The 25,482-nt window shown below is 45.5% G+C and carries 29 protein-coding genes and 1 riboswitch; of the genes, 5 read left to right on the forward strand and 24 right to left on the reverse strand.

Features of this window, described 5'->3' with window-relative positions; genetic code table 11:
• Positions 1-2: 2 nt before the first annotated feature.
• The 5 genes from glgD to BpJC4_RS16080 form a co-directional block, all read right to left on the reverse strand.
• On the reverse strand, positions 3-1,112 hold the full coding sequence (gene glgD / locus BpJC4_RS05410) for a glucose-1-phosphate adenylyltransferase subunit GlgD (RefSeq protein WP_151680530.1): 1,110 nt from the start codon (positions 1,110-1,112) through the stop codon (positions 3-5).
• A 17-nt stretch (positions 1,113-1,129) separates the two neighbouring features.
• The gene (locus BpJC4_RS05415) at positions 1,130-2,287 is read right to left on the reverse strand and encodes a glucose-1-phosphate adenylyltransferase (protein ID WP_151680531.1); all 1,158 of its coding nucleotides are present in this window, start codon (positions 2,285-2,287) and stop codon (positions 1,130-1,132) included.
• Positions 2,284-4,224, reverse strand: coding sequence for a 1,4-alpha-glucan branching protein GlgB (gene glgB, locus BpJC4_RS05420; protein WP_151680532.1), 1,941 nt, complete (start codon positions 4,222-4,224; stop codon positions 2,284-2,286). The genes BpJC4_RS05415 and glgB overlap by 4 nt, the downstream gene beginning before the upstream one ends.
• Before the next feature lie 260 nt (positions 4,225-4,484).
• Positions 4,485-5,480, reverse strand: a complete 996-nt coding sequence (locus BpJC4_RS05425; protein WP_151680533.1) for a glycoside hydrolase family 15 protein — start codon at positions 5,478-5,480, stop codon at positions 4,485-4,487.
• Entirely contained in the window at positions 5,458-5,610 is a 153-nt protein-coding gene (locus BpJC4_RS16080) for a hypothetical protein (RefSeq protein ID WP_172968293.1), read from the reverse strand. Before BpJC4_RS16080 ends, BpJC4_RS05425 begins: the two co-directional genes overlap by 23 nt.
• A gap of 483 nt (positions 5,611-6,093) precedes the next feature.
• On the opposite strand from BpJC4_RS16080, the gene BpJC4_RS05430 reads away from it, so the two are divergent.
• On the forward strand, positions 6,094-6,246 hold the full coding sequence (locus BpJC4_RS05430; protein WP_151680534.1) for a YpzG family protein: 153 nt from the start codon (positions 6,094-6,096) through the stop codon (positions 6,244-6,246).
• A gap of 243 nt (positions 6,247-6,489) precedes the next feature.
• On the opposite strand, the gene BpJC4_RS05435 is transcribed toward BpJC4_RS05430, so the two are convergent.
• The 3 genes from BpJC4_RS05435 to BpJC4_RS05445 all read right to left on the reverse strand — a co-directional run bounded on the left by BpJC4_RS05435 (position 6,490) and on the right by BpJC4_RS05445 (position 8,310).
• Complete coding sequence (locus tag BpJC4_RS05435; protein ID WP_151680535.1) at positions 6,490-7,020, reverse strand: DsbA family oxidoreductase; 531 nt, start codon at positions 7,018-7,020, stop codon at positions 6,490-6,492.
• Positions 7,021-7,060: 40 nt separating this feature from the next.
• Entirely contained in the window at positions 7,061-7,561 is a 501-nt protein-coding gene (locus BpJC4_RS05440) for a GNAT family N-acetyltransferase (protein WP_151697613.1), read from the reverse strand.
• A gap of 131 nt (positions 7,562-7,692) precedes the next feature.
• On the reverse strand, positions 7,693-8,310 hold the full coding sequence (locus BpJC4_RS05445; RefSeq protein ID WP_151680537.1) for an NUDIX hydrolase: 618 nt from the start codon (positions 8,308-8,310) through the stop codon (positions 7,693-7,695).
• A 340-nt stretch (positions 8,311-8,650) separates the two neighbouring features.
• Between BpJC4_RS05445 and BpJC4_RS05450 the strand changes: the two genes are divergently transcribed.
• Positions 8,651-9,946 (forward strand): Nramp family divalent metal transporter, encoded by a 1,296-nt coding sequence (locus BpJC4_RS05450; RefSeq protein ID WP_151680538.1) that lies wholly within the window; start codon positions 8,651-8,653, stop codon positions 9,944-9,946.
• A 208-nt stretch (positions 9,947-10,154) separates the two neighbouring features.
• On the opposite strand, the gene BpJC4_RS05455 is transcribed toward BpJC4_RS05450, so the two are convergent.
• The 3 genes from BpJC4_RS05455 to BpJC4_RS05465 all read right to left on the reverse strand — a co-directional run bounded on the left by BpJC4_RS05455 (position 10,155) and on the right by BpJC4_RS05465 (position 11,735).
• Positions 10,155-10,373 (reverse strand): spore germination protein, encoded by a 219-nt coding sequence (locus BpJC4_RS05455; RefSeq protein WP_151680539.1) that lies wholly within the window; start codon positions 10,371-10,373, stop codon positions 10,155-10,157.
• Positions 10,374-10,628: 255 nt separating this feature from the next.
• The gene (locus BpJC4_RS05460; protein ID WP_151680540.1) at positions 10,629-10,721 is read right to left on the reverse strand and encodes a YjcZ family sporulation protein; all 93 of its coding nucleotides are present in this window, start codon (positions 10,719-10,721) and stop codon (positions 10,629-10,631) included.
• Between the two features lie 108 nt (positions 10,722-10,829).
• The gene (locus BpJC4_RS05465; protein ID WP_151680541.1) at positions 10,830-11,735 is read right to left on the reverse strand and encodes a Gfo/Idh/MocA family protein; all 906 of its coding nucleotides are present in this window, start codon (positions 11,733-11,735) and stop codon (positions 10,830-10,832) included.
• Positions 11,736-11,906: 171 nt separating this feature from the next.
• Positions 11,907-12,008, forward strand: a riboswitch (purine riboswitch).
• Between the two features lie 194 nt (positions 12,009-12,202).
• Between BpJC4_RS05465 and BpJC4_RS05470 the strand changes: the two genes are divergently transcribed.
• Positions 12,203-13,498 carry an NCS2 family permease gene (locus BpJC4_RS05470; RefSeq protein WP_151697614.1) on the forward strand — a complete coding sequence of 432 codons (1,296 nt, stop codon included), beginning with the start codon at positions 12,203-12,205 and terminating at the stop codon, positions 13,496-13,498.
• A 16-nt stretch (positions 13,499-13,514) separates the two neighbouring features.
• On the opposite strand, the gene BpJC4_RS05475 is transcribed toward BpJC4_RS05470, so the two are convergent.
• The 6 genes from BpJC4_RS05475 to BpJC4_RS05500 form a co-directional block, all read right to left on the reverse strand.
• Positions 13,515-13,988: an NUDIX hydrolase gene (locus BpJC4_RS05475; protein WP_151680543.1), complete on the reverse strand. Its 474-nt coding sequence runs from the start codon at positions 13,986-13,988 to the stop codon at positions 13,515-13,517.
• An 83-nt stretch (positions 13,989-14,071) separates the two neighbouring features.
• Positions 14,072-14,521, reverse strand: coding sequence for a Dps family protein (locus BpJC4_RS05480; protein ID WP_151680544.1), 450 nt, complete (start codon positions 14,519-14,521; stop codon positions 14,072-14,074).
• 102 nt (positions 14,522-14,623) lie between these two features.
• Positions 14,624-15,094 carry a VanZ family protein gene (locus BpJC4_RS05485; RefSeq protein ID WP_151680545.1) on the reverse strand — a complete coding sequence of 157 codons (471 nt, stop codon included), beginning with the start codon at positions 15,092-15,094 and terminating at the stop codon, positions 14,624-14,626.
• Positions 15,095-15,130: 36 nt separating this feature from the next.
• Complete coding sequence (locus tag BpJC4_RS05490; protein ID WP_151680546.1) at positions 15,131-16,351, reverse strand: cation:proton antiporter; 1,221 nt, start codon at positions 16,349-16,351, stop codon at positions 15,131-15,133.
• Between the two features lie 152 nt (positions 16,352-16,503).
• A complete protein-coding gene (locus BpJC4_RS05495; RefSeq protein ID WP_151680547.1) occupies positions 16,504-17,451 on the reverse strand; it encodes an ABC transporter permease in 948 nt (315 codons plus the stop codon).
• Positions 17,448-18,386, reverse strand: coding sequence for an ABC transporter ATP-binding protein (locus BpJC4_RS05500; protein WP_151697615.1), 939 nt, complete (start codon positions 18,384-18,386; stop codon positions 17,448-17,450). Before BpJC4_RS05500 ends, BpJC4_RS05495 begins: the two co-directional genes overlap by 4 nt.
• 194 nt (positions 18,387-18,580) lie before the next feature.
• Here BpJC4_RS05500 and BpJC4_RS05505 point away from each other — a divergent pair, with 194 nt between their 5' ends.
• Positions 18,581-18,922: a hypothetical protein gene (locus BpJC4_RS05505; protein ID WP_151680549.1), complete on the forward strand. Its 342-nt coding sequence runs from the start codon at positions 18,581-18,583 to the stop codon at positions 18,920-18,922.
• A 42-nt stretch (positions 18,923-18,964) separates the two neighbouring features.
• Here BpJC4_RS05505 and murB read toward each other — a convergent pair whose 3' ends face one another.
• From murB to BpJC4_RS05520, 3 genes are all read right to left on the reverse strand, one after another.
• Entirely contained in the window at positions 18,965-19,876 is a 912-nt protein-coding gene (murB, locus tag BpJC4_RS05510) for a UDP-N-acetylmuramate dehydrogenase (protein WP_151680550.1), read from the reverse strand.
• Positions 19,877-19,898: 22 nt separating this feature from the next.
• Positions 19,899-20,399 carry a DUF1189 family protein gene (locus tag BpJC4_RS05515; RefSeq protein ID WP_151680551.1) on the reverse strand — a complete coding sequence of 167 codons (501 nt, stop codon included), beginning with the start codon at positions 20,397-20,399 and terminating at the stop codon, positions 19,899-19,901.
• Between the two features lie 66 nt (positions 20,400-20,465).
• Positions 20,466-20,711 (reverse strand): DUF1450 domain-containing protein, encoded by a 246-nt coding sequence (locus tag BpJC4_RS05520; RefSeq protein ID WP_151680552.1) that lies wholly within the window; start codon positions 20,709-20,711, stop codon positions 20,466-20,468.
• A 249-nt stretch (positions 20,712-20,960) separates the two neighbouring features.
• Here BpJC4_RS05520 and gnd point away from each other — a divergent pair, with 249 nt between their 5' ends.
• Positions 20,961-22,373 carry an NADP-dependent phosphogluconate dehydrogenase gene (gnd, locus tag BpJC4_RS05525; RefSeq protein WP_151680553.1) on the forward strand — a complete coding sequence of 471 codons (1,413 nt, stop codon included), beginning with the start codon at positions 20,961-20,963 and terminating at the stop codon, positions 22,371-22,373.
• Positions 22,374-22,411: 38 nt separating this feature from the next.
• On the opposite strand, the gene BpJC4_RS05530 is transcribed toward gnd, so the two are convergent.
• The 4 genes from BpJC4_RS05530 to BpJC4_RS05545 form a co-directional block, all read right to left on the reverse strand.
• The gene (locus BpJC4_RS05530; protein WP_151680554.1) at positions 22,412-22,816 is read right to left on the reverse strand and encodes a MaoC/PaaZ C-terminal domain-containing protein; all 405 of its coding nucleotides are present in this window, start codon (positions 22,814-22,816) and stop codon (positions 22,412-22,414) included.
• Entirely contained in the window at positions 22,813-23,262 is a 450-nt protein-coding gene (locus BpJC4_RS05535) for a MaoC family dehydratase N-terminal domain-containing protein (protein WP_151680555.1), read from the reverse strand. The genes BpJC4_RS05530 and BpJC4_RS05535 overlap by 4 nt, the downstream gene beginning before the upstream one ends.
• Positions 23,263-23,282: 20 nt before the next feature.
• Positions 23,283-24,044: an SDR family NAD(P)-dependent oxidoreductase gene (locus BpJC4_RS05540; RefSeq protein ID WP_151680556.1), complete on the reverse strand. Its 762-nt coding sequence runs from the start codon at positions 24,042-24,044 to the stop codon at positions 23,283-23,285.
• A gap of 319 nt (positions 24,045-24,363) precedes the next feature.
• Complete coding sequence (locus tag BpJC4_RS05545; protein WP_151697616.1) at positions 24,364-25,083, reverse strand: metallophosphoesterase family protein; 720 nt, start codon at positions 25,081-25,083, stop codon at positions 24,364-24,366.
• Positions 25,084-25,482 lie beyond the last annotated feature (399 nt).

Below are 25,482 nucleotides of genomic sequence, written 5' to 3' on the forward strand. Positions count from 1 at the left end.
CGTCAAATGATTTCTTTTTTTCTCAAAACTTTAGGGTGCGACGGTGTTCCGACAACAACTTTATGCTGGGTGACGGCCACCTGTTTGTCGGCGATGACATTTTCCAGCACTGCGTCATCCTCCACTTCTGTTTTTTGCATGACGATGCTGTTTTTGACAACCGCACCTTTTTTGATTTTTACGCCGCGGAATATGATGCTGTTTTCCACGGTCCCTTCAATATCGCTGCCGTTCGCGATAAAAGAATTTGTGACACGGGCAGCTTGTCCGTATTTTGTCGGCGGTTCATGTTTAATTTTTGTATACACTTCCCAATCTTCATAAAAGAAAGCGCGGATCGTATCCGGATTGAGCAGGGCCATGTTAGCGGCATGGAAACTGTTCATCGAGTGGATGAAAATCATATTTCCTTTATGATTAAAAGCTTTTATGTTGTATTTATGGACATTCGCTTTAATCGCGTCTTTTAAAAAGTCGACTTCGCCGTTTTCATAGCAGGTTTGGATCAAGTCCATGAGCAATGATTTCGGCAGCACATATGTCTCGAGGCAAACACAGTCGCCTTTTTGCGGCGCCGTGAACATATCAATATCCAGGATGTTCCCTTTCTTGTCCACAGTAACCTGGTGGTAATTCGGCTTTTGGATCGGATCCCCGTCATATTCCCTGTAGACGATCGTGATATCCGCCTGCGTTTTTTCATGAAACTCTAGTAAAGCGGCTACATCCAGTTTGCTGACTTGGTGCCCTGGAGAAATAATGACAAGATCTGCCGATGTCCGTTCAAAAAATTCCCTGTGGTCATAAAACCCTTGGATATCGCCCCTTAGTTTGGCATCATCTGAAACGGGCGGCAAAATAAACAGCCCGCCATTATGCCGGTCCAGATCCCATTCTTTCCCTGAACCGAGATGGTCCAAGACCGATCTGCCGTTATCTTTCGTAAAAACGGCAACTTGCGAAATTTCGGCATGAATAAAATTGGAAAGCACAAAATCAATGAAACGGTAGCGCCCCCCAAAAGGAACGGAAGCGAGGCAGCGGTGAAGCGTCAATTCTTTTAAAATCGGTTTTTCGTTGATTAAGTTGATAACCCCTAGCACATTCGTCATATCCATCGTCCCTTTTCTTATAAAACTTCTTTTATGTCTGTTTCTTCCATCGTTTGCGGGCAGCTGTAGAGCCGTACTTCGTTTGCTTTTAACGGCGCGATTTTTTTTCCGCTTTCGATAATCGTATTGCTTGCGATAATGGCATGCTCTATTGTGACATTATTTCCGATTGTGACATTCGGCATAATCACCGAGTCTTTAATAAAGCTGTTTTTTCCGACATAAACAATGTGCGAGATCACCGAGTGGCATATATTTCCGTATATCCAGCTGCCCTCGTTGATTAAAGAATTTTTGATATTCGCTTCCGGCGCAATATACTGGGGCGGATGGTTCGCATCCCCGGTAAAAATCCTCCAATCCGGGTCGTCCAGTTCAAAAGCCGGCTCGTCTTCCAATAAATCCATATGGGCTTCCCAGAAGCTTTGTACTGTGCCGACATCTTTCCAGTAGCCGCTGAACTGATATGCATATATTTTATTTTTATCTTTCAGCATTTTTGGAATAATATCTTTTCCGAAATCATTAGATGAACCACTGTTTTTCTCGTCCTGGACCAAATATTGGCGCAAAAGCTTCCAATTAAATAAATAGACGCCCATAGAAGCGAGATTACTTTTTGGGAACTGCGGTTTTTCCTCAAACTCTACGATTTTTCCTTCGGAGTTGGTCACCATAATGCCAAAGCGGCCAGCTTCCTGCCAAGGGACTTCGATGACAGCGATGCTCACCTGTGCCCCTTTTTCAATATGGTATTTCAATAATTTACGGTAATCCATTTTATATATATGGTCGCCGGAAAGGATCAGCACGAATTCCGGGTTGTAATGGTCAATATAATGGATATTTTGGTAAACCGCATTGGCCGTGCCTTTATACCATTTTCCGCCGTCTTTTCCCACATACGGGGGCAATACGGCTGCCCCGCCGTAATTCCGATCCAAATCCCATGCCCTGCCGTTCCCGACATAGGAATTTAAAATATGTGGTTCATACTGCGTCAGCACCCCGACCGTGTCAATACCTGAGTGCATGCAGTTGCTTAACGAAAAATCTATAATTCTATATTTTCCTCCAAAAGGTACTGCAGGTTTTGCAAGCTGGGAAGTCAAATCGCCAAGCCTTGTCCCCTGCCCGCCTGCTAGTAACATTGCCATCCATTTCTTTTCCATTATTTTTTGCCACCCCTTCGCCGTTTTGCTGTTAGTTTTTTGAATATGACCGCACTTAATGGGGGAATGCTGATTTCCATGCTGTAAGGCTGATTGTGGAAAGGCTTTTTATCCACTTGAATTGCATTTTTATTTAGCAGCCCCCCGCCACCAAACCGTTCGTCATCCGTGCTAAAAATTTCAATATATTTTCCATACGAAGGGACGCCGATCCTGAATTTTTCATATGCTACTTTTGAAAAATTACATAAAACAATGCAATAGTCACCTTTTCGTTTCCCTCTCCTAATAAAAACTATGATGCTTTGCCGGCTATTATTCGGGTCTATCCATTCAAAGCTTTCCTGCTCGTGGTCCAGCCGCCACAAACTTCTCATTTCTTTATAAAAATCATTAAAATCTTTTGTAAACCGGAAAAATTTCTGATGGGTTTCGAATTCAAACAAGTTCCAATCCAATTGCGTCAAGTCTTTCCATTCATCAAACTGGCCGAACTCACTGCCCATGAATAGTAATTTTTTTCCCGGATGCGTCATAAAGTAAGCGTATAATAGGCGCAAGTTTGCAAATTTTTGCGAAAAATCTCCTGGCATCTTGTTTAGCAGCGATCTTTTCCCGTAAACCACTTCATCGTGCGAAAAAGGCAGCACATAGTTTTCGGAAAAAGCGTAATGCATGGAAAATGTCAAAAAGTCATGGACTTCCTGCCGTTTTTCCTCCGCCGTCTGCATATAGCGGAGCACATCATGGACCCAGCCCATATTCCATTTAAAATTAAAGCCGAGGCCGCCTGCGTATGTAGGCGCTGTGACGAGCGGCCAGGCCGTCGCTTCTTCCGCCATCATCAGCGCGTGGGGGAATTTCTTAAAAACGGCTTCGTTTAATTTTTTCAAAAAAGCGACAGCTTCTAAATTTACATCGCCGCCGCATTGGTTGGTGATTTTTTTCGCGTCCCCCCTGTCATGGTTTAAATAAATAAGAGACGAAACAGCATCCACCCGAAATCCATCAATATGGTAAACATCCATCCAAAAAATGGCATTTGAAATTAAGAAGCTGGATATTTCGGGTTTTTGAAAATCGAAGTTATATGTACCCCAAATCGGCCTTTCCGCTTTATCGGGATCAGCGGGCTCATAAAGCGGCGTCCCGTCAAAACGCCCCAAGCCGTGTGCATCTTTGCAAAAATGGACAGGAACCCAATCCAAAATCACCCCAATGCCGTTTTGATGGCATTTGTCGATGAAATACATGAAATCATCCGGTTTCCCGTAGCGGCTTGTAGGCGCATAGAACCCCGTGATTTGGTAACCCCAGGAACGGTCAAAAGGATGTTCCATGATCGGCATGAGTTCAATATGTGTGTAGCCGTGATCCGCAACATAGCCAATTAACATGTCCGCTATTTCGCGGTAGGTGTAAAAATCGCCGTTTTCCTTCTTTTTCCATGAGCCGAAATGCATTTCGTAAATCAACATCGGTTCATGGTACGGATCGTATTTCGCTTTATGGGCCATCCACCTGTGGTCGTGCCATTTATACTTTCCAAGGTCGTGAACAATGGAAGCGGTGCGCGGACGGACTTCTGAATAAAAAGCATACGGGTCGGCTTTTAAAAATTTCTCCCCTTTTGGCCCGGTGATTTCATATTTATACAGTTCGCCCGCCCGGAGCCCGGGAACAAACAATACCCAAATACCCGAATCCTTTACTTTCTGCATCCGGTGCTTGCTGCCGTCCCAGTCGTTAAAATCACCGGCAACGGACACAGCTTTCGCATGCGGGGCCCAGACTGCAAACCGTACGCCTTTTTCTCCGCCCACTTCCGCCACATGCGCACCAAGCATGTGGTAACTTTCATAAAGTGTTCCTTCATGAAACAAATAAAGCTCAAAATCAGTAGGAGCGATTTGTTGCGAATCTTTCACTGTCTTTACCAATGTCACACCTCCGCCTAATCAGCATATTTGTTTATATTCGTTAGGAATTTTATGAATCCTGCAAAAAAAAGCAGTCTAGTTTTGTCGAATTCATGATATTTACAAATTTATTCAAATATTTCCGTTTTCACATTTTTTTGGGGGATTGTTGGGAAAAATAAAAAAGCTGTTTTAAATTCCGCGCCGCATTTTCAATGTAAAAGAATATGCAGGCACTTTTAAAACAGCTTTTTTATTTTTCCCGGAATTGTGGTTTTTTTTTAGTTAACATTCATTGTTTTTAAAAACTGATACGCTAACGAAACCGACCAGGCGAGCGGGTTGTTCGCATTCGGTTCGTATTTTCCGCCAATGTACAACTCCGGCACTTCCCAATTTTCCGTAATGACGCTTTTCGTTTTTTCCACATATTCATTCGCTTTATCATACATACCCAATTCGTAGAAGCACAAACCGAGCCATGGAAATCCGAAGCACCACTCGGCTTCGCTGCCTTCGTTGTAATATTTGTCATTCACATAGCGTATGCAGCCGTATTTGCGTTCAAGCGTCGTTGTAATATCTTCCAGTATCCTGAGCGCCATTTGCCGGTCAACAAGCCGGTAAGGATAGATCAAGGACAATAAGGCCAGGTCGGTCGGTTTAGTGGCGCTTTCCCGCGGCAACAGCTTTTCGAGCGTTTCTTCCCCTTTTTCGATCAGTTCGTCTTTCACATTAACAAGCATTTTAACAGCTTTTAAACCGGCTACACATGCCCCGACACTCGAAGCATGGACTTCCATGTTTTCTTCCCACATACCATTGTCTTCTGCCTGCCAATACTGCAGGCATTCCAAATAATCGACAAGTTTTTGGATCACATCCAGGTCTTTTTGGCTGCGGATGATTTTCTGGCCGTGGTGGATGCCCTCGCCCACCCCCCAAAGGAAAGCGCCGACCGCATCGTTTTGCGCATGGCCCCATTCCTGCGGGAGTTCCTCAAGGTCTGTGGAATAGCGTGCATGGATATATTCGAACAAATAACGCGGTTTTTTCTTCGTATGGATATCGAGTTTCCATTCGTAGCGGATAAACATATCCAGCAATGCATGGTAAGCTTTTTCATAATACGGGGATGGCGTAGCTAAAAAAGGCAGTACGGTATAAACAACATCTCTGATCCACACATAATGGTATTCCGGAGACAGGCTGGCGGTAAAGGCGCCGTTCGGCAGTCGCATGCGTTCAATGACCTTAACGGCTTTCTCGATGTTCACTGTTTTTCACCTCCAAAAGTTGATCCATACCATTAGTGTTGGCAAGAAAGTTACCATTTATAACCATTTCAAAATCTGCGTCACTCCCCCTATGTAAAGCGCTTTCAAAAATAAGAATTTTTTCCGCCATACCTCTTTTCACCCATCAGTCCGCCGGAAAAGGTGTCGATGTCGAGGTACTTCCCTTCCTTTAAACCGGCTGTTTTTTTCTATATATTATGTTTGAACTTATTGGATGATTATTTTGAATGCCTAATCGGGCCCGATTTTGTGCCAATTCCGTAGCAATTTTTATGTGTGTTTCCTTGATTTCATTCAACGTCTGGGGAATGAAAACCGTATTCCGTATCAATGTTCTTTCATTTCGCCTTTATCCTTAACTGTTATATATATTTATATGTGTTATCAGCACATTGTGTTATAAGTATGATGACGTGTTTTGTACCAAGAGTTTAGTGTGATAATTCTCTTTTAGCGCAATGTGTAAGATGATTGTTATTTTGCACATTGTGATTAGTAAGATGTGTAATTTTTCTCACATCTGTACAACCTAAATTTGATATTCGTTAAAGAATATCAATAGGGTATCCAAATCCTTCCAAGAGGTGATGGTATGAGCTACAAAGATCAGCTGGACCCGCATTCCGAGTTGTTCCACCATAATTGGACGCGGCGCAAGCATACAAAATCCCAGGTGAACGGACAAACGGAAGTCACCCAAAACACGATCATCTTGAGGAGCAATGCAAAAGCGCATCGCTGGTGAGGATACAAAAAAAGCCGGGTGGTTTGCCCGGCTTTTTTGTTTGGGACGGAAAAATCCGGTTTTTTAATTTGTCCCCTTGTTTTTCTTTGTTTGTCATGATATAGTAGTGAAGCGATGAGCTGAAATGCGTAAGCCGGCAAGGCCCTGTTACAGGGTGCATAATGTGGAGTGCAGTCTTTGCCGCCGCATCGAATGTTTAAAAAAGCGCCCCGGATCGGGCGCTTTTTTGTTCTGCAATACACGTTAAGCCTGCTTTTCAAGAGCCGGCACGTAAGTTTCTTCCCTCCACGCCTGGTAAAGGGACTGAAGAATAATGTCAACGGTACGCACTCCTGAAATGGCATACTTCCGGTTAATGACAATGACCGGTGCACTGTCGATACCGAGCATGTTTGCTTCCGATTCATCTTGTTTCATGTTCTCCATGTATGCGTCCGAGTTTAATAACTGTACCATTCCAGCCTGATCGAAGCCGGATTTTTGGAGAACTTCTACCAAAAATCCCCTGTTTGGCGCAGGATGTCCGGCATATACTTCGAATAAGGCCCTCGCCATTTCAAATTGCTTTCCATTTTCTTGTGCAAAATGCAAAAGCCTGAGGCTGTCCATGATATGCCTGCTTCTCTCTTTTTCCCCATCCAAGATGGATATGGAACTGCGGATTTCAAACTGTACTTTTTCCTGATGGCCAAATTGTTCCAGTGCCTGTCCCAGCCTTAAGAAAGCAAGATAACAGTCCCGGGAAGAAAAATCCGACCATAATTCAACTTTCATATCTCCATTGCTCCCTTTATTGCCTCTTTTATTACCAGATTTATACTTTTTTACCAACAATCAACAAATCATGCATGCGCCCGCCGAGTTCTGCGACTTTCGGGAGACTTCCCCATTCTTCAAAACCAAAATGGGCAAACAGTTTTAAACTGGCTTGGTTTTCCCTGAAAATAAAGCCGAGCAATGTTTCAACCTGTAACTTGGGGCAGGCATTCACCATTTTTTTCATCAAAAATTTTCCGATTCCTTTTCCCCTATATTTTTCGGCGATATAAATGCTCACTTCGGCAGTTGACCTATAAGCGGGCCTTCCGTAAAAATCGCTTAAACTGATCCATGCTGCAATTTCGCCGCCCAATTCCATCACCCAAAGCGGCCGGGCATCCGGGTTATGCTGCTTAAACCACGGCATTCTTTCTTCCACTGTTACCGGAACTGTATCGGCAGTGATAATGCCGTTTCCGATGTATGCATTATATATGTCTAAAATCGCTGGCAAATCCCGGACATCCGCGTTTCTGACGATGCTGTTATGTATCATAGCCCAAAAACCTCTCAACTGAAATAAAGCACGGCCCCGCCGCAAGCAGGTTGGATCTATGAGGGGCCGGCTATAAACACCATTCTATAATAAATTACCTGAAAAGAACAGAATTAATTTTCCGTGAAGGCTTACCGCTTTACCGTATCCAAGAAATTTTTCAGGATGCTTGCGGTCAACCCCCATATGACATAATCTTTATAATAATAAAAATATTCATCCATCTTATGCGTATTCCATTTATACGCTTTTCCGCCCCGGATAAGATGAAATGGAAAATCCTGGTCCGGTTCCACCTTGAATTGGAGACGGTAGCACTCCGGCTCCGTTTCTGCCAAATACGAAAGCGGTACAGTGAATAATTTTTTCACTTCGTCCGAGTTCGGATGAAATTCCGTATGGGGTAAAAATCCTGCATACGGGAAAACGACGCGGTTCCCGTAAGATGAGACGACATAGTCAAGCGGCACCACATCCCGGATCATCGACCCATCAATCCGCAGTTCTTCGGCTGTTTCCCGGATGGCGGCCGCCTGCGCATCTTTATCAGTCCTTTCAATCCTGCCGCCGGGAAAACAAATTTCCCCCGGTTGTTTTTTTAAATGTTCCGCCCTTACTTCAAATAAAACATGGAGCCCGTCGCCCATCTTGATAAGCGGCAGCAGTACTGCAAACCGGGATAAACGCTCCATCCCCAATACAGATGGCTGCCGGTTCTTAAATTTCGCCAAAATCTTTTCTTCATCCAAAGCATTCCCCCCTTTTTGTATCCGTGCCGGCAACATTTCCGGCATGGTAAAGCCGTTTATTTCTTTACTATTATATATACCATAGTTTTCAGCATAACGCGGAAAAAATTGCCTCCCTGCATGTATATTAATGCCCCTAAGTTTCCGCTAATCTTTCCGGCTGTGTCGGCTGAAAAAAGCGAATAACTAAAATAACGTTTTCAACAAAATATTTAGTGAAAAATGCATTTTAAATAGTTTACTTTTTTGTGTTCATTGAATACAATAATACCAGATAGAATTTTCCCTATGGAAACTTTTTTGATTCAGGTTTAAAATCCAAGGAGGGGGAAACATTTATATGAGCGATAAAACAATCAGCAAAAAAATGGTAAATCATACACCTTCGAATACGTTAAGCGCCCAGGCAGTGCTGAGGGGGGACGTGAAGGGATTAAAAAAAATTCTGCCTTTTTTGGGGCCGGCATTTATTGCGGGCGTTGCCTATATTGATCCCGGCAACTTTGCTACAAACATAACGGCGGGGTCAAAATACGGCTATATGCTTCTTTGGGTAATCGTATTTTCGAATTTAATGGCCGTTTTGATCCAATCCCTTTCCGCTAAACTCGGCATTGCGACGGGGCAAAATCTGCCGGAAGTTGCCCACGAACGGTTTCCAAAGGCTGCCTCCATTTTTTTGTGGATACAAAGCGAGATCGTGATTATCGCGACAGATTTGGCAGAATTTATCGGGGCTGCTTTAGGGCTGTATTTAATTTTCGGGATTACGATGCTGCCGGCTGCACTGATCACGGCCGCGGGGTCTTTTGCCATCCTTGAGCTGCAGCGCCGCGGTTACCGTTCGTTTGAGGCCGCCATTTCCGCCCTCGTTATGATTGTCGTGCTTGCTTTTGCCTTTCAGACTTTTTTGGCAAAACCCGATATGAGCGCAGTATTCGGCGGGATGCTCACACCGAAATTCAACGGTATCGAAAGCATCTTACTTGCTGCCGGTATTCTTGGTGCAACCGTCATGCCCCACGCCATTTATTTGCACTCTTCATTAACGCAAAGCAGAATTATCGGCAGAAATGAGCGGGAAAAAAGAGAAATTTTCAAATTTGAATTGATCGATATCGTTATCGCGATGGTCATTGCCGGCGCTATCAACATCAGCATGCTCGTGATCGCTTCCGCCGTATTTTTCAAAAACGGCATGGTTGTCGAAGACCTCAGCGTGGCATTCCGCCGGTTCCATGAACATCTCGGACCAGCCGCCGCGCTATCTTTCGGGCTGGGCCTGCTGATAGCAGGGCTTTCGAGTTCATCTGTCGGCACGTTATCCGGGGATGTCGTCATGCAGGGGTTCATCAACAAACGGATCAATCTTTACCTGCGCCGGGCTATCACGATGGTGCCCCCGCTTTTAATCATTATATCGGGCGTCAACCCGACAAGCGCGCTCGTCATCAGTCAGGTTATCCTTTCGTTCGGGATTATTTTCGCGCTCATTCCCCTGATTTTGTTCACGAGCAACAAGGAAATCATGGGCGAGCTCGTAAATCATAAAGTAACGAGTGTTGTTGCATGGATGGTCGCAGGATTTGTGATCTGCTTAAATATATTTCTTCTGGTCCATTCATTCATTTCATGAAAGGATATGTTTGTGATTCATGTTGATGATCGCGAAATCCACTTCTCTCATGAAGCATCCATGCGCCTTCTCGCTCGATACCTCAGCACGGGGAGCTCTACTTGCCCGCTATCCCGCAGGAGTCTCAAAAATTAGACATTATCAACAAAAATTGAACAGAGCCAATTGAAAAAAGCAGCCTCTCTCGGACATTGGAAGGCTGCTTTTATTACCTGACCACATATGGCTGATCTGCCATGCTTATGGTTCCGGTGGTATTCATGCTAAAATAGTTGTTGTTCATCATAAACGCACCATTGCTTCCGCTTCCTGATCCATGCGTAGTCTTTGAAACATTCATTGGGGAAATCGCTGCCGCATCTCCAAAAATAACAGTTGCGGTGCCTGCCACATTCCATATTTTCACGTCTCCTAAAAAAGCCGGCAAAGTCAACATCCTTTTCTATTTTTTTGAACTGATATTTTTGTATGCAAAGCGCAGCATTTCTGCCTCCCACGGCTCCATTTCGATCGTCCAAACGGGGATGGTTGGACCCCGCTGTGATACACCGTCCAATACCGCGTCCATATTTAAGCGCATATAAACCGGCTTTCCCGGCCCCCCCGAAACGTTCACCCGTAAACTTTCCGGCTTGGAAAAAAACGCTCCGTTTCAAAGTGCTTCTATTTTTTCTACGCTGCCTTAATAGACATATGCAGACCCGACAATAATCAGCAAAATAAACAGTATAACAATTAACGGAAACATATTGTTGTTTCCACCGCCTCCGGACATTTTTTCACCCCCCCAATGGTCACTAATATAAAGTATGAGAGGGTGAAAAAATTGCAAAGGACAAATCCCCCCGGAGCATGCAAAATGAGAGATGAAACTATCAGAATTTTACCCTTCAAGATTTTTGACAATATATTCACACAGATCGTGGGTCCTAAGGGCATCGTCCAACGTGATTTTCGGTTGTGCTTTGCCGGATGCGACATCGATAAAATGGGAAACAATTTGTTCGAATCCCCTTTTGCACAATGTCGGTTCCCAATCATTTGCGGCAATTTGCGTAATCGTTTTATTTTGTTGGATTGTGAGGCTTGAAACCTGGCGGGCGGTCCGTTTTTCATCCGTACCCATTACTTCAAGGATTTCTTCCGATGTACCGCTGTCCCGGTTCATGATACCGATTGCGACAACGCCTGAAGGAAAAATTAACTGGACATTTGCATGGTACAGTAAATCGCCTTCTTTCCTCCCATTTACAACCACTTTTTCATACGGTTCATCTGCCAAATACAACAAAGTATCGATGACGTGGATGAAATCGTCGTATACAAATGTACGGACATTTTCCGGATGCTTGAACCGGTTTTTTTGCATCAAAATCAGATTTGGTTTTTTAAGTTCCCGGCATCTTTGATAGACGGGGGAAAAGCGCCGGTTAAAGCCTGTGAAAAGATGCATATTTTTCTCTTTTGCCAAATCCGCCAATGCTTTTGTCTGTCCATAATGATAAGTCACCGGCTTGTCCACATAAACATGGATGCCGTTTGATAAAAGTTTTTGGACAATTTCGTAGTGGGATTCTGTTGCAGTATGTACAAAAGCCGCCTGAATGCCGCTCTCCATTAACGCTTCCAGGCTTGGATACAGATGTTCAAACCGGTAATGGTCTTTGACATACCGCAAACTTTCCTGATTTCTCGTAAAAAAATGGAATTCCGCTTCTTTCGTATGGGCATAAACAGGTAAGTAAGCCTTCTTTGCAATATCCCCGATACCAATAACGCCGATTTTCATAGACATAACCGCCTTCCTTTTTTCAACCGGCTCTGCTGCAGAAAACCCGTGTATTGTCCGCAATAGAGCTTTTCAACCAAATTATACGCGATTTACGCTAAAGTTGCCCACATTATATCCATTACGAAATCTATTGATTTTGGAATGCAATTCTTGTATAATAGTAACCATTCGTTTTTATACCGTGTACCTTGTATAAGTTTAGAAATATGGCCTAAACGTCTCTACCAAGCTGCCGTAAAAAGCTTGACTACAATGGTAAACCTAAGACATTCCGTCATGCTTGCCATTCATACATACACCCGGGCATTTCCGCAGTGTTTGGAGGGACTTTTTGCCTTTTTCACTTGCGGATTGCCCGATTTTTTGATATTGGGGAAAAGAAAAGGGAAAACTGGACAAAGACCAAAGAAAAACACGGGCGGATTCATCCTATGATTTTTCAACTGGAATAGTGAGGGAAAATGATGCAGAGATTTTTTCAATTTCATTCGCGCGGCACTTCTTACAGCCAGGAAACCATTGCCGGGGTCACCACTTTTTTGTCGATGGCGTATATTTTGATCGTCAACCCGCTGGTGTTAAGCCAGTCGGGGATGGATAAAGGCGCCGTTTTTACCGCGACGGCGTTGGCGTCAATCATCGGGACGCTTTTGATTGGCCTGCTCGCCAATTTCCCGATCGGGATTGCGCCGAGCATGGGACTGAACGCCTTTTTCACCTTTTCCGTCTGCCTCGGCTTGCATATTCCATGGCCTGTTGCATTGGCGGGGGTTTTTGTTTCCGGCGTATTATTCGTGATCTTGAGCCTGTTAAAAATACGCGAAAAAATCATTAATATGATACCGGAAGATTTAAAGCACGCAATTGTAGCCGGAATCGGTTTTTTTGTTGCTTTTATCGGCTTAAAAAATACCGGCATAATCATTTCCAACCCGGATACGTTTGTTGCGCTCGGAAATATTACTTCTCCAAAAGTATTGCTTGCGGTATTCAGTTTTATCGTGATGATGCTTTTGCTTGTACGCGGCGTCCAGGCCGGGATTTTCTTCGGCATCGTCATCGCGACCATCATCGGCATGATTTTCGGACTTGTGCCGGTGCCGCATGCCATTGTCGGATCCATTCCAAGCCTCGGCCCGACTTTCGGGAAAGTGTTCTTCCATTTGGATGACTTGTGGAACCCGGATATGCTTGCCGTTATTTTTACATTTTTATTTGTTGCTTTCTTTGATACAGCCGGTACATTGATTGCTGTCGCCGGACAGGCAGGGCTCATGAAAAATAATGAAATCCCGAATGCAGGCCGTGCCCTTTTGGCTGATTCGCTAGCCGGCGTGATCGGCAGCATCCTCGGGACGTCCACCCCGGCAACAATGGTGGAATCGAGCTCCGGCATTGCAGCAGGCGGCCGGACAGGATTTACTTCAATCATTATCGCTGCCGGATTTACAGTTGCCCTGTTCTTTTCTCCACTGTTATCGGTGATTTCGACGGAAGTCACTTCCCCTGCGCTCATAATTGTCGGGGCGATGATGGCGATGCAGGTGAGATCGATCAACTGGAGCCGGCTTGAAATTGCGATCCCGTCTTTTGTGATTATCATGATGATGCCGCTCACCTACAGCGTCGCAACCGGGATCGCCCTCGGGTTTATTTTATATCCCATTGCCATGCTCGTGTGCGGGAAAGCAAAACAGATCCACCCGCTCATGTATGTATTATTTGTTGCCTTTATCGCTTACTTTATTTATCTGGCTTAAGGAAACCCCCAACTGCCTATTTTGAAGGCGGATGGGGGTTTTTTGCCTGCTTATATTCTTCGATCATCCGCCGGTGGCTGCCGACAAGTTTTGCAGGCAATTGGTCTAAAGGGAAAAATCCGATATCCATGCCTTCCTTCAAGTTCACGCTTGGCTCGCCGCTGTATGATCGGGAAATAAATGCCGCAGTAACCGAAAAAAACTGGTCGCCATTTTTAAGCCGCACAAAATAATTTTTTCCAGAATATAAATTGAAAAGGGTTAAATCGTTTAATCGGAGCCCGGTTTCTTCATACACTTCCCTTAATGCGGTTTCCTCCGCCGACTCACCCAGCTCCATCAACCCGCCAGGAAGGCCCCAGACGCCGCGCGGTTCAACCCTTTGCTGCAGTAAAATTTCTTCCCGGCCGTTGAAAATGAGCACGACGCTGCCCGGCAAAATAAGTGGGCGGCTGCCGGCCAATTTCCGGATTTCTTCTATGTACCCCATTTGATCACCTTCAATTCATATTGTCCTGCTGTTAGCTTACCAAAAATTCGGGCGGATTCAAGAAAAAATCAGCGGCAAAGCCTTTACCGCTGATCCATGAATGCATTCAGCATCCAAATATGTTTATCAAACCGTTTCAAGCAGCAGGTTAAATCATTTACCGTGGCGTCATCTTTCCTCTCTTCCGCCAGTGGGATCCCGGTTTCCCGGATTTCATTTGCCATTTGTGCAAAATCATCCTTTAACTGCTTCAGGATTTCGCGCTCTTCATTATCGGCGCTTGCTTCCACAATCGTCTTTTGATCGAGGAATTTGGACATTGTTGCAAGCGGCCTGCCCCCGATTGACAAAATCCTTTCCGCCAGCACATCAATCAGTTCGGAAAATTCGAGGTACAAATTTTCAAAAAACTGGTGGAGCGTAAAAAAGTTTTTCCCTTGGATATACCAATGATAACGGTGCAGTTTGATATAAAGGACTGTAAAATTTGAGAGTTCCCTGTTTAAAAACTGGATCAGTTTCTCATCATCCAATGCGCATCTACCCCCCTGTACGGGACCGTAATGAAGCTATTTTGCGGAAACTGTTATATTTTACCCCGCATATTTAGGTTTTGTGCGCACTTCCGATTCTATTCATGATGAATGCCAAATTTCAATTTTTATTTTTTTTGCGAGTTTCCGCATCTGCGCAAAAGCCCAATAGCCCATCATGCCGCCGAAAGTGTTGAGCAGGATGTCATCCACATCAAATCCGCCGACATGGAAAAACCCCTGGATCGTTTCCGCCACGGCCGATGTGGAAAACGACAGCACCCCGGTTTTCCAACCCTTTCTTAACCGCTGGAAAATAAAAGGCAGGAACCATCCGTACGGCATAAACATCAGTATATTGCCAAACAGATTGAAAAACCAAATGTCGAAATAAAAATAACGGTAATAAAGGATATACATCCGGATCGTTTTAAACGGGATGAAATTATGGTTGGCGGGATTGGGTGTATGGCGGTACGGGATGAAAAACAATAAATCCCCCAAACAAGCAGCATACGCGATAAAGGCGATCCAAACCGCAGCATTGATTTTTTTCCGGTTGCTTTTTCCCATATGCATCCTCCAGCCTTTTTATGGGCTAGCTTGTCCTTACTTGTTCTTATCTATATTATTCGGCGGAAAGCCCGTGTATGCGTCCGCTTGTACATCGCTTTTTTTAAGGTCTTCTACGGAAACAGCTTCCTGCTTACCGCGGAAGAAGAACTTCATCATCACCGGCGTTACGATCGTGGTCACGAGTACAACCATTACCAGAACGGTGAACCAATCCCCGGAAAGCAGTTTTTCCTCCAAGCCGATGCCGGCGATAATGAGTGCCACTTCCCCCCGCGAGACCATCGCGCTTCCAATGCCGAGCGAATCTTCCCATGAAAATTTCGCCCACCTCGCACCGAGTCCACCGCCCGCGATCTTCGTAAGAACAGCAACGATGATGAGGATAGCCATCATGCCTAAAAATGGACCGGTCCCCTCCAATTCGGTCTGGATGCCGATCGAAGTGAAAAAAACCGGCACAAAAATGGAATAGCTGACCGTTTCCGTTTTATGAAATACTTTCTCCTGATATTTTGTCGTACTGATTGCAATCCCGGTAATATAAGCGCCGATGATGGCGGCAACCCCGGCGGTTTCGGAAAAATAAGCAAAAAGAAAGCAAATGATGAACGATCCGGATAGCAGCGGTTCCGTCACTTTCAAATATGGAAGCTTCCCGAGCAGCCACGGCACGACCTTCCAAGCTGCGAAGATGGCAATGAAGAAAAATACCGCTTTTTTCAAAAGGACAATCCCTAGATTCGTGTCCCCACCGGCGAGGCTCATCAAAAAAGCCAATGCAACCATCACAAGCACATCGTCGATGACAGCCGCCCCGAGTACCACCATGCCTTCTTTCGATTTCAGCTTTCCAAGTTCTTTCAATGTCTGGACAGAAATGCTGACGCTTGTCGCCGACAACAGCAGACCTAAAAATGCAGCGCCGAGCCAGTCCAAACCGAGCAAGCGTCCTGCCAGCGCCCCGAAAACGAGCGGGAAAGCAACTCCGACAGATCCGACCAAAATGGAGGATTTCGCTGATTTTTTAAATTCGTCCAAATCTGTTTCAAGGCCTGCCAGAAACATTAATAAAATGACCCCGATCCGGCTCATTTCCGAAAGTAGTTCGGAATCGTGGACAAGACCGAGCACAGACGGGCCGATCACAATCCCTGCTACCAGCTTTCCGACAACGGACGGCTGGCCGAGGCGGACGCTGATGTCCCCGGCGATTTTGGATACAAACAAAATCAAGGCCAATTGTAAAATAAACATCTCCTCAACTCCTTATCGGCCCAATCGATAAGGAGAATGCCGCCACAGCCCCTTAATAGTGAAAAAAGCAAGGAGGAGCCTGTGGTGACAGACTCCTCCATTGACCGACCATATTTAGTTGATTCATATTTTACTTGGATTATTACGATTTGTCAAGAAGCAATGTCGCGCTTTTGGAAATACCAAAACGTCAAGGCCATGAAAACAAGATAGTAAACCGCAAGCACAGCGAGCGAAAACGGCAATGTGACACCCCCTGCCAGTTTATCCTGGTATGCAAAGACGGACAGGTCCAGATGCGGAAAAATCAGGAATTTTACCCAATGGTACTTTTCCATGAGAAACAGGAGAATGCCGCCCACTGTATTGGTTATAAACAAAGCAAAGATCCCAATCCCGACCGCCAATGCCTGGCTTTTAAATAGCGTCGAAAGCATAAACGCAATCGCGCTGACCATCACAAGGCTCGGCAGGTACAGCGCAAATTTCAGAAAAAACTGCGGCCCGATTTCTTTAATTTGATAGTTGTTAAAATCCAGGCTGTCTTCAATAAACTTTGTATGGAAGCCCCCGGCGCCCTGGAAAATTAAGCCGACTACAAATCCTGAAACAAGCAGCACGGCGAGCAGCAAAATGGAATATGCAGTAACGGCAATATATTTGGACAGCAGGATTTTCCACCTTTCATGTGGCCGGATCATAAGCTGCTTGATGGTGCCCGTTGCAAATTCCGACGAAACGTTCGCACTCCCGACGATCACACTGAACAAGGTGACGAAAGATCCGAGCGGAATGACGACATTGTTCATGAAATGCCAGTTAGAATGGGCATCCGGATTGATATTGTACTTTAAATAATCTTGATTTCTCTGTATGTTTTGCGCAAGATCGGCATACTGATCAGGATCTTTTTGCATAAGCCGCTCATCCGCCTTGATTTCCTGCTGGATTTTTGCACGCCAGTCCGGGTCATCTTTACCGTAAATTCTATTGTAAAAAATGGCCGCCACCAGAACAATCGCCACGATGAGGAGCATGTAGACCCATGCGCTTTTCCGGGCAAAAATTTTCATCCATTCATTTTGCACCAATGCCATCATTTGTTCTCCATCTCTTCCCCGTGATTCGTTAATTCAAGGAAACGTTCTTCCAATGTTTTCTTTTCAAAAGCAATTTCATAAACTTTGCAGCCGCTTTTCACCAATGTTTCGTTGATTTTGGCGGCATCTTCATATGCTGCCGAAACCGTTATCCGTGAGGAATCCATAGTGCTTACGGCAAAATCAAATTGTTTTTCAATTGCTTGTATCGCCATCGCACTGTTATCCGTGGTGAAGATGATGTCACGGAGAGAGTTATTTTGTATGCCCGTCGTTTCTTCCATTGTCTCAATGTGGATCAGTTTCCCTTTTTCAATGATGGCATACCGGTCGCACATCAATTCCATCTCGGACAACAAATGCGAAGAAACCAGCACGGAAACCCCGCTTGCCGCAAGCGTGCGCAAATAATCCCTGAACTCCCGGATGCCTTGTGGGTCCAAACCGTTTGTCGGCTCGTCGAGGACAAGTAAAAACGGGCTATGTAAAATGGCCTGGGCAACGCCGAGCCGCTGCCGCATCCCTAAAGAATATGTTTTTACTTTTTGTTTTAAGGCACCTTCCAGCTTTACGAGCCCGGCCACTTCCATGATTTTTTCCTCCGGAATTTCCTTTCTTGACATTCTTTTATAGTGGACAAGATTTTGGTACCCGGTCATATACGAATAAAATTCCGGGTTTTCGACGATCGCGCCGATTTCATTCATGGCACCTTTAAAATCTTCGTCAAGGCTTTTGCCGCTAATATACACTTCCCCGCTTGTCCGTTTGATCAGGGAAACGATCATCCGGATGATCGTTGTTTTACCGGCGCCGTTCGGACCCAAAAGCCCGAAGATTTCCCCTTTTTTCACTTCAAAACTGACATTGTCAACGATTTTCTTTGAACGGATTTGTTTCGTCAGCCCTTTGACCGAGAGAGCAATTTCACTCATATCATCCCTACTTTCTGTTAAACTAGTGTTATATAAATATTTACGGAATTGATCCATAAAGGTTTCAATAAATTTCAAATGGAAAAATATGTTGTGATCCAGTTCCACCGGATATAATCATATTTTTGTTTTATACACAATAATATATTCATAGTAAAAGATGCTTGATGCCCAGGGAATTAGAGGGATGATCCATGTCAAAAATCACGTGGAAAGTTGTTTTATTATCCGTCTGCCTGCTTTTGCTCGCGGTCCTGCTGTTTTATCAACGCCCTGTCAGCTCCTATAAGCGCGTGGAGATTGTAGACAAATTTTATACGCCGAACCGGAAAGAAGTCCCGGTTGCTACAGGCGTGAAAACGAAACGGAAAATAAAATTGGCGCCGACGACGACTAAACCGTACTGCGCCATGGAATTCAGCAATGGTAAAACCCTTTCAATGGATTGCGATACATATTTAAACTATTCCATAGGGGAAAACGTGAAAATCAAATACCGCGGAAATCGCTTAATCGATATCCGCCGGAAAGAATAGAAAAGGCCGGTTCTTTTGATTATGCAAAAGAACCGGCCTTTCTTAGTCTTCCCCGATAATTTTTACTTCTGTTTCGAGATCAACGCCGAATTTTTCCTTGACCGTTTTTTGGACAAGTTTGATCAAATTTATATAATCGGTTGCCGTCCCGCCCCCGACATTGACCATAAAACCGGCATGTTTCTTGGAGACTTCGACGCCGCCGATCCGCGTCCCCTGCAAGCCGCTGTCTTGGATCAGCTTGCCCGCAAAATACCCGGGCGGTCGTTTGAATACACTGCCGCACGAAGGATATTCGAGCGGCTGTTTTGACTCCCGGAGAAAAGTCAGCTCATCCATTTTCGCTTTGATTTCCCGATCGTCCCCCGGCTCCAAGCTGAACGTTCCTTCCAAAACGATTTCCCCATTTTCGGCGATCGAACTCTTCCGGTAATGGAAAGACAAATCGTTTTTTTTGAGTCTTTTCATCCCGCCGTTTTTCGTGAGGACAAGCGCGCTCGACAGGACATCTTTAATTTCCCCGCCGTAAGCGCCCGCGTTCATATAAAGCGCACCACCGACCGATCCCGGAATACCGCAAGCAAATTCAAGACCGGTAAGCTTTTGCTTGAGCGCATAACGGGAAACGTCAATGATGGCCGCCCCGCATTGGGCCGTGATATCATTTCCGGAATGCGAAATTTTTGTTAATCTGGTTAAAATCAGGACGATGCCCCTGATCCCACCGTCTTTGATGATTAAATTGGAGCCGTTCCCCAATATCGTATACGGTACCCCGTTTTCAATGGCAAACCGGACCGTTTTCTGTACTTCTTCATACGTTTGCGGAAAAATCAGGAAATCCGCTTTTCCTCCCGTTTTGGTAAAAGTGTATTTGCTTAAAGGTTCATCCAGCAACACTTCACCCGAATAAACCAGTGAACGTAGATCGTGCAAAATCGTCTTTTCCGCCATTGTCTTCTCCTTCTTCGCTGCATTACACGGGCCCGGGTTGCTGATGGTGGCGTGCCGCAGGGTAATGTCGGATCATCAGCACCAAACAAACAAGCGGATACCCGCCAAGCACAACACCCGAGACGAGCCCGTTTTTTGTCATCCATTCATCGATTATCGTATGTAAAACGAGTGGAACCGTTATGGTGTAGCACGACATTTTCCATAAATGCCGGTATGCAAGTTTTCTTTTCATCAGCTTCCGCAGCACATACCCGCAGCAGGCCAGCAGCGAAATGCCGGCGAGCACGGTACATGCCGCCAAAAGCTCATACACAAACAAAAAATAAAAAACAAACTGGATCATGTTGAGCGATCCGGGCGCCCCGCCTGCAGCGAGATTTGCCGCACGCGGGATGGAAACCGCAAAAACGAGCAGAAAAATATACATGATTGTCCTGTCCATAGGAATCCGGTTTAATTGGAAAGCTGCTTTTTTGCCCGGCAATAAACAGCTGTATTTAAATGCGTCCCAAATTCCCATACCCATTCCCCCGTACGCTCCATTACACCATTATAATATAAAAAACGGGATAAAACGAGAACCTTTTTAAAGGAGATTCTTTAATTCCGCTTCAATTGCCGCTTTTATTTTTTCCAAGCATGCTCCAGGTGTTTCGGCAAAAACCCTTTTCCCGTTTACAATGGCAAACGGGCTGTATGTGCACAAGCCGCACGACATTAAGCACTCATTTGAAATGACTGCAACTTCGGGATATTGGGATTCCAACTCGGCTTCCACATCAATGGCGTTGATCAGGCTGCCTTCGCAAATTTCAACAAGGATTATGCCCAATCCCAACTCCTCCTCTCATTGCATCCATTATGGAAACACCGTATCATTGTCCATTATACTGTAAACGCGGAAAAAATCCTAACAGGTGCATGCCTTTTCGAAAATACAAATATTTTGCGGAACCATTGTTTTTTCATTTATAATAATGAGGTATATTTGGTACAATAATGTAAGACTTCCATTTTGTATGTCCTTGGAACATTAGAATGGTAAGTTTTTACATAATTAAAAAATGTTGAGGTGTCTAGATTGAGCAAACAGCAAATCGGCGTGGTCGGTTTAGCGGTGATGGGAAAAAACCTTGCTTGGAACATTGAAAGCAGGGGCTACACCGTTTCGGTTTACAACCGTTCCCGTTCAAAAACAGATGCGATGTTGAAAGAATCGGAAGGGAAAAATATTTTCGGCTATTATACGCTGGAAGAATTTGTGTATTCGCTTGAAAAACCACGGAAAATCCTGCTGATGGTCAAAGCGGGCGAGGCAACCGATGCTACGATCGAACAATTAAAGCCGCTTCTCGATAAAGGCGATATTTTAATCGACGGCGGCAATACTTTCTTTAAGGATACACAGCGCCGCAACAGGGAACTAAGCGAACTGGGCATCCATTTTATCGGCACCGGCGTTTCCGGCGGTGAAGAAGGCGCATTGCACGGGCCGGCCATTATGCCGGGCGGGCAGAAAGAAGCTTTCGATCTTGTTGCGCCAATTTTTAAAGATATCGCCGCAAAAGTCAACGGCGAGCCGTGCACAACTTATATCGGTCCGGACGGTGCCGGCCATTATGTGAAAATGGTTCATAACGGCATCGAATACGGCGATATGCAGCTGATTTCCGAATCATACAGCCTGCTGAAAAATATCCTAGGCCTAAACGCGGAAGAACTGCATGAAGTCTTTTCCGAATGGAATAAAGGCGAGCTGGACAGCTATTTGATCGAAATCACAGCCGATATCTTCACAAAAAAAGATCCGGAAACCGGAAAACCGCTTGTTGATGTCATCTTGGATACGGCCGGCCAAAAAGGGACCGGAAAATGGACAAGCCAAAGCGCGCTCGACCTCGGCGTTCCGCTGCCGCTCATTACGGAATCGGTATTTGCCCGTTTTATTTCCGCGATGAAAGAAGAACGAGTTGCGGCAAGCAAATTGTTGAAAGGGCCGCAAAACACTGCCTTTGACGGCGATAAAAAAGCGTTCATCGAATCGGTCAGAAAAGCATTGTACATGAGCAAAATTTGCTCTTATGCACAAGGTTTTGCGCAAATGCGAGCCGCTTCCGAAGAATACAACTGGAATTTGAATTACGGCGAAATCGCGATGATTTTCCGCGGCGGCTGCATTATCCGCGCGCAGTTTTTGCAAAAAATCAAAAATGCGTATGACCGTGACAGCCATTTGAAAAACCTGCTGCTCGACCCGTACTTCAAAGAAATCGTCGAAAGTTACCAGGATGCCCTCCGCGAAGTCATCGCAACGGCTGTGCGTTTCGGCGTCCCTGTACCGGCATTGTCCGCAGCGCTCGCTTATTATGATTCATACCGTTCGGCAGTGCTGCCAGCTAACCTGATCCAGGCACAGCGCGACTACTTCGGCGCCCACACATACCAGCGCATTGATAAAGAAGGCGTCTTCCATACGGAATGGCTCGAATTATAATCCGGAAAGAATCCCGCTGGAACAAGCGGGATTCTTTTTTAAGGAGAAAACAGCTTAAACACCACTTCACCTTTAATGACTTTGACCCCGTCCTGATTAACGGCGTCGGTTTCAAACGTTTGCCTTCCCTCAGCCGAATGTTTCAGCCGGGCGGTTAACGTCAGCCGGTCGCCAAGAAAAACCATGCCCGAAAACCGGACCGTGAACTTTTCTATGTAGCCGGCTTCATAATATGGGGTGAATAGTTTCCCAAGATTGCCCATCGTCCACATCCCGTGTGCGATAATCCCGGGAAGGCCCGCCTTTTTTGCTGCTTCATCAATCGTATGGATCGGGTTAAAATCGCCGGATGCCCCCGAGTACTTAATCAAATCCATTCTTGAAACCGGCGGCAGTTCAGCCGGTTTTAGTCTTTCCCCAGGCTTCAGCGCGCGCAGGCTCATGCTTTCATCCCCTTTCGCACCGTTTCGGAAATGATGATTATTTGCGTAGACGTCATGACGATTTCCCCGCTCTCGTCTTCCGCAACTTTTTTGATAAAAAGAAACCCCATTTCCCCAAGTTTCCCTTTTCTTTCCTGGTATTTTTCAAGCACGCTCCAGCACAGCAGTTCTTCGCCGACATAAAGCGGACGTTTGTATTCGAAGCCCTGCTCCCCGTGGATGAGGCCCGCTTTCGGCAGCTCGAGCCCTTCAATCGTGCCGTAGTCAAACGTAACCGGGAATGTCGGCGGCGCAACGTTGTTTTTCAATCCGGCGTTTGCGGCAAAGACAGGATCAATGTAAATGGGATGCGGATCTCCAATGGCATCGGCAAATTTTTTGACGGCGCCCCTTTCAATCGTATTCCATACGGTGCTCGAACGTTTTCCGATCAGTTCTTCAAACATCTGTATCCCCCCTTCCCCTTTTAATCTTTCGGCCCGCCTGCGACATAAAGCACCTGGCCGTTTACAAATGATGATTCTTCCATGGCAAAGAAAAGCACCGCATTAGCAATATCTTCCGGCTTTCCCGTCCGGCCCACCGGGATCATCGATTGGTTATATTGGATAAAATCGTTGAAATCGACGCCAATCCGCTCTGCTGTTGCTTTTGTCATATCGGTTTCAATAAATCCAGGCGCAACTGCGTTTGTCGTAATCCCGAATTTTCCAAGCTCGATTGCCAATGTTTTCGTAAAACCCTGCAGGCCCGCTTTTGCGGCAGCGTAATTTGCCTGGCCGCGGTTGCCAAGCGCGGACGTGGAAGAGGTGTTAATGATTCTCCCGTATTTGTTTTCCACCATGTTTTGCTGGACTGCCTTTGAGAAAAGAAACGCCCCTTTTAAATGGACATTCATGACCGTATCCCAGTCCTCGTCCGTCATTTTAAACAGCAGGTTGTCCCGGATCACACCCGCATTGTTGACGAGAATATCGATTTTGTCGTATTGCCCGAGCACCGCCGAAACCGCCGCTTCCACCTGTGCACGTTTTGAAACGTCGGCTGTTTGCGCCATCACGTCATACCCTTTTTCCTTTAATCCTTTTACGGTTTCTTCCAAGGCTTTTTCATTAATATCGACGAGGCAGACTTTTGCCCCTTCTTTCGCAAAAGCAGATGCAACCGCTTTACCGATCCCCCTGCTTGCACCCGTGACGACCGCAACCCTGTTTTCAAACCTTTTCAACTCCGGATTCCCCCTTTTCCGCAGAAATTTGGCAGCGTTTTCAATATCCACAAAAAAATAAACGCTGTTTATATTTTAGACTCATTGCACTCTTTTGTAAATATTCTGTTTTTCTTTCGGCATCGAAACATTTACTTTCCTGAAAAAATCCCGATTGAGCTACCGTTTGTCGATTTTAAAACTACGGGGACCTGCTCGTGCTCACCCCTTTACCACGAAGCGGAGCATATCGGGCAGATGAAAGCAATGAAGCGGAACATTGATGCCGGGTAAACAAAACTCCGGCGCTTGCCCGGCGCCGGAGTTTTTCCAACCAAATTTAATCGTTTTTTGCCCGCGTTAAAATATCGATCAATTTTTCCTTATTCGGATAATCGGAGTTTTTAAACTGCTTGATCGTTTTCCCCACATCATATGTGACGCGGACAATGGAAACTTGGAAGCCGTTTTCTCCAATTTCGACAATCGCGTAAGAAGCTTTCGGAACGCCGTCAAACGGCAGCCCGACACTTCCCAGGTTGACGACCGTTTTGCCGCCAAAGGTGCGGATATACGGCGTATGGATATGACCATACAAGTATATATCTGCTTCTTCCTGCATTAATTTTTCTTTCAGCTTGCTGTTTCCGCTGTCCGGCAGCACATTTTCAAACAAGCTGTAAGGCGTGGCGTGGAACCCGTGGATTTTGATTCCTCCGTACTCATATTTCACTTCCTCAGGCAGTCGGTGCAGCGCTTCTACTGCATTTTGGCCCATTTGGGATACGACCCAGTCCCTCTCCTTGTTCATGATTTCGTAAGCGGCTTCCGGAACTTCGCCCATGCCGACGCCCCTGTACACCCATTCATCGGCATTGCCTTTGATCACATCTGTTTGCAATGACTGGACCAAATCATACGCCCGCTGCGGCTCCGGGCCACGGAAACAAAGATCCCCGAGCACAAAGATTTTATCCGCCCTTTTTTGTTCAATATCTTCCAGCACTGCCTCAAGCGCATTCGCATTGCCGTGAATATCGGAAATAAATGCCAGTTTCAATACAATCACCTCAAAAACGCTGTTTCCTCTATTATATCATAACGGTTTCCGGCTATACCCGGGGAAGAAATGAACATACTGCCGCTTTTGCGCTGTCACAATGGCGGCTCCTGCACAGGGGAACAAGTCGCAGATTTCGGAAAAGCAAAATCCCAACAGAAAGAGCACAGCCCTGTTTATGATGTCATGAAAAAAATCAATGAAATGCTCGACCTGAACCATATCTTAAACCCGAGTAAAGTTTTTTGTTTAACGCCACGATTTATCCGCGGACTTCCCCGTTCAAAAAAGGCAGCCGTTTTCCAATACAGGCTTCTGCCCGGAATTTTTTTGTCTGGTTGGGGCAAACGTCTATATCCAAGGGCAGTAATCCACATACCCTAATGTTGAACATTGAAA

Source organism: Weizmannia acidilactici (assembly GCF_008974185.1).
GTDB lineage: Bacteria > Bacillota > Bacilli > Bacillales > Bacillaceae_C > Weizmannia > Weizmannia acidilactici.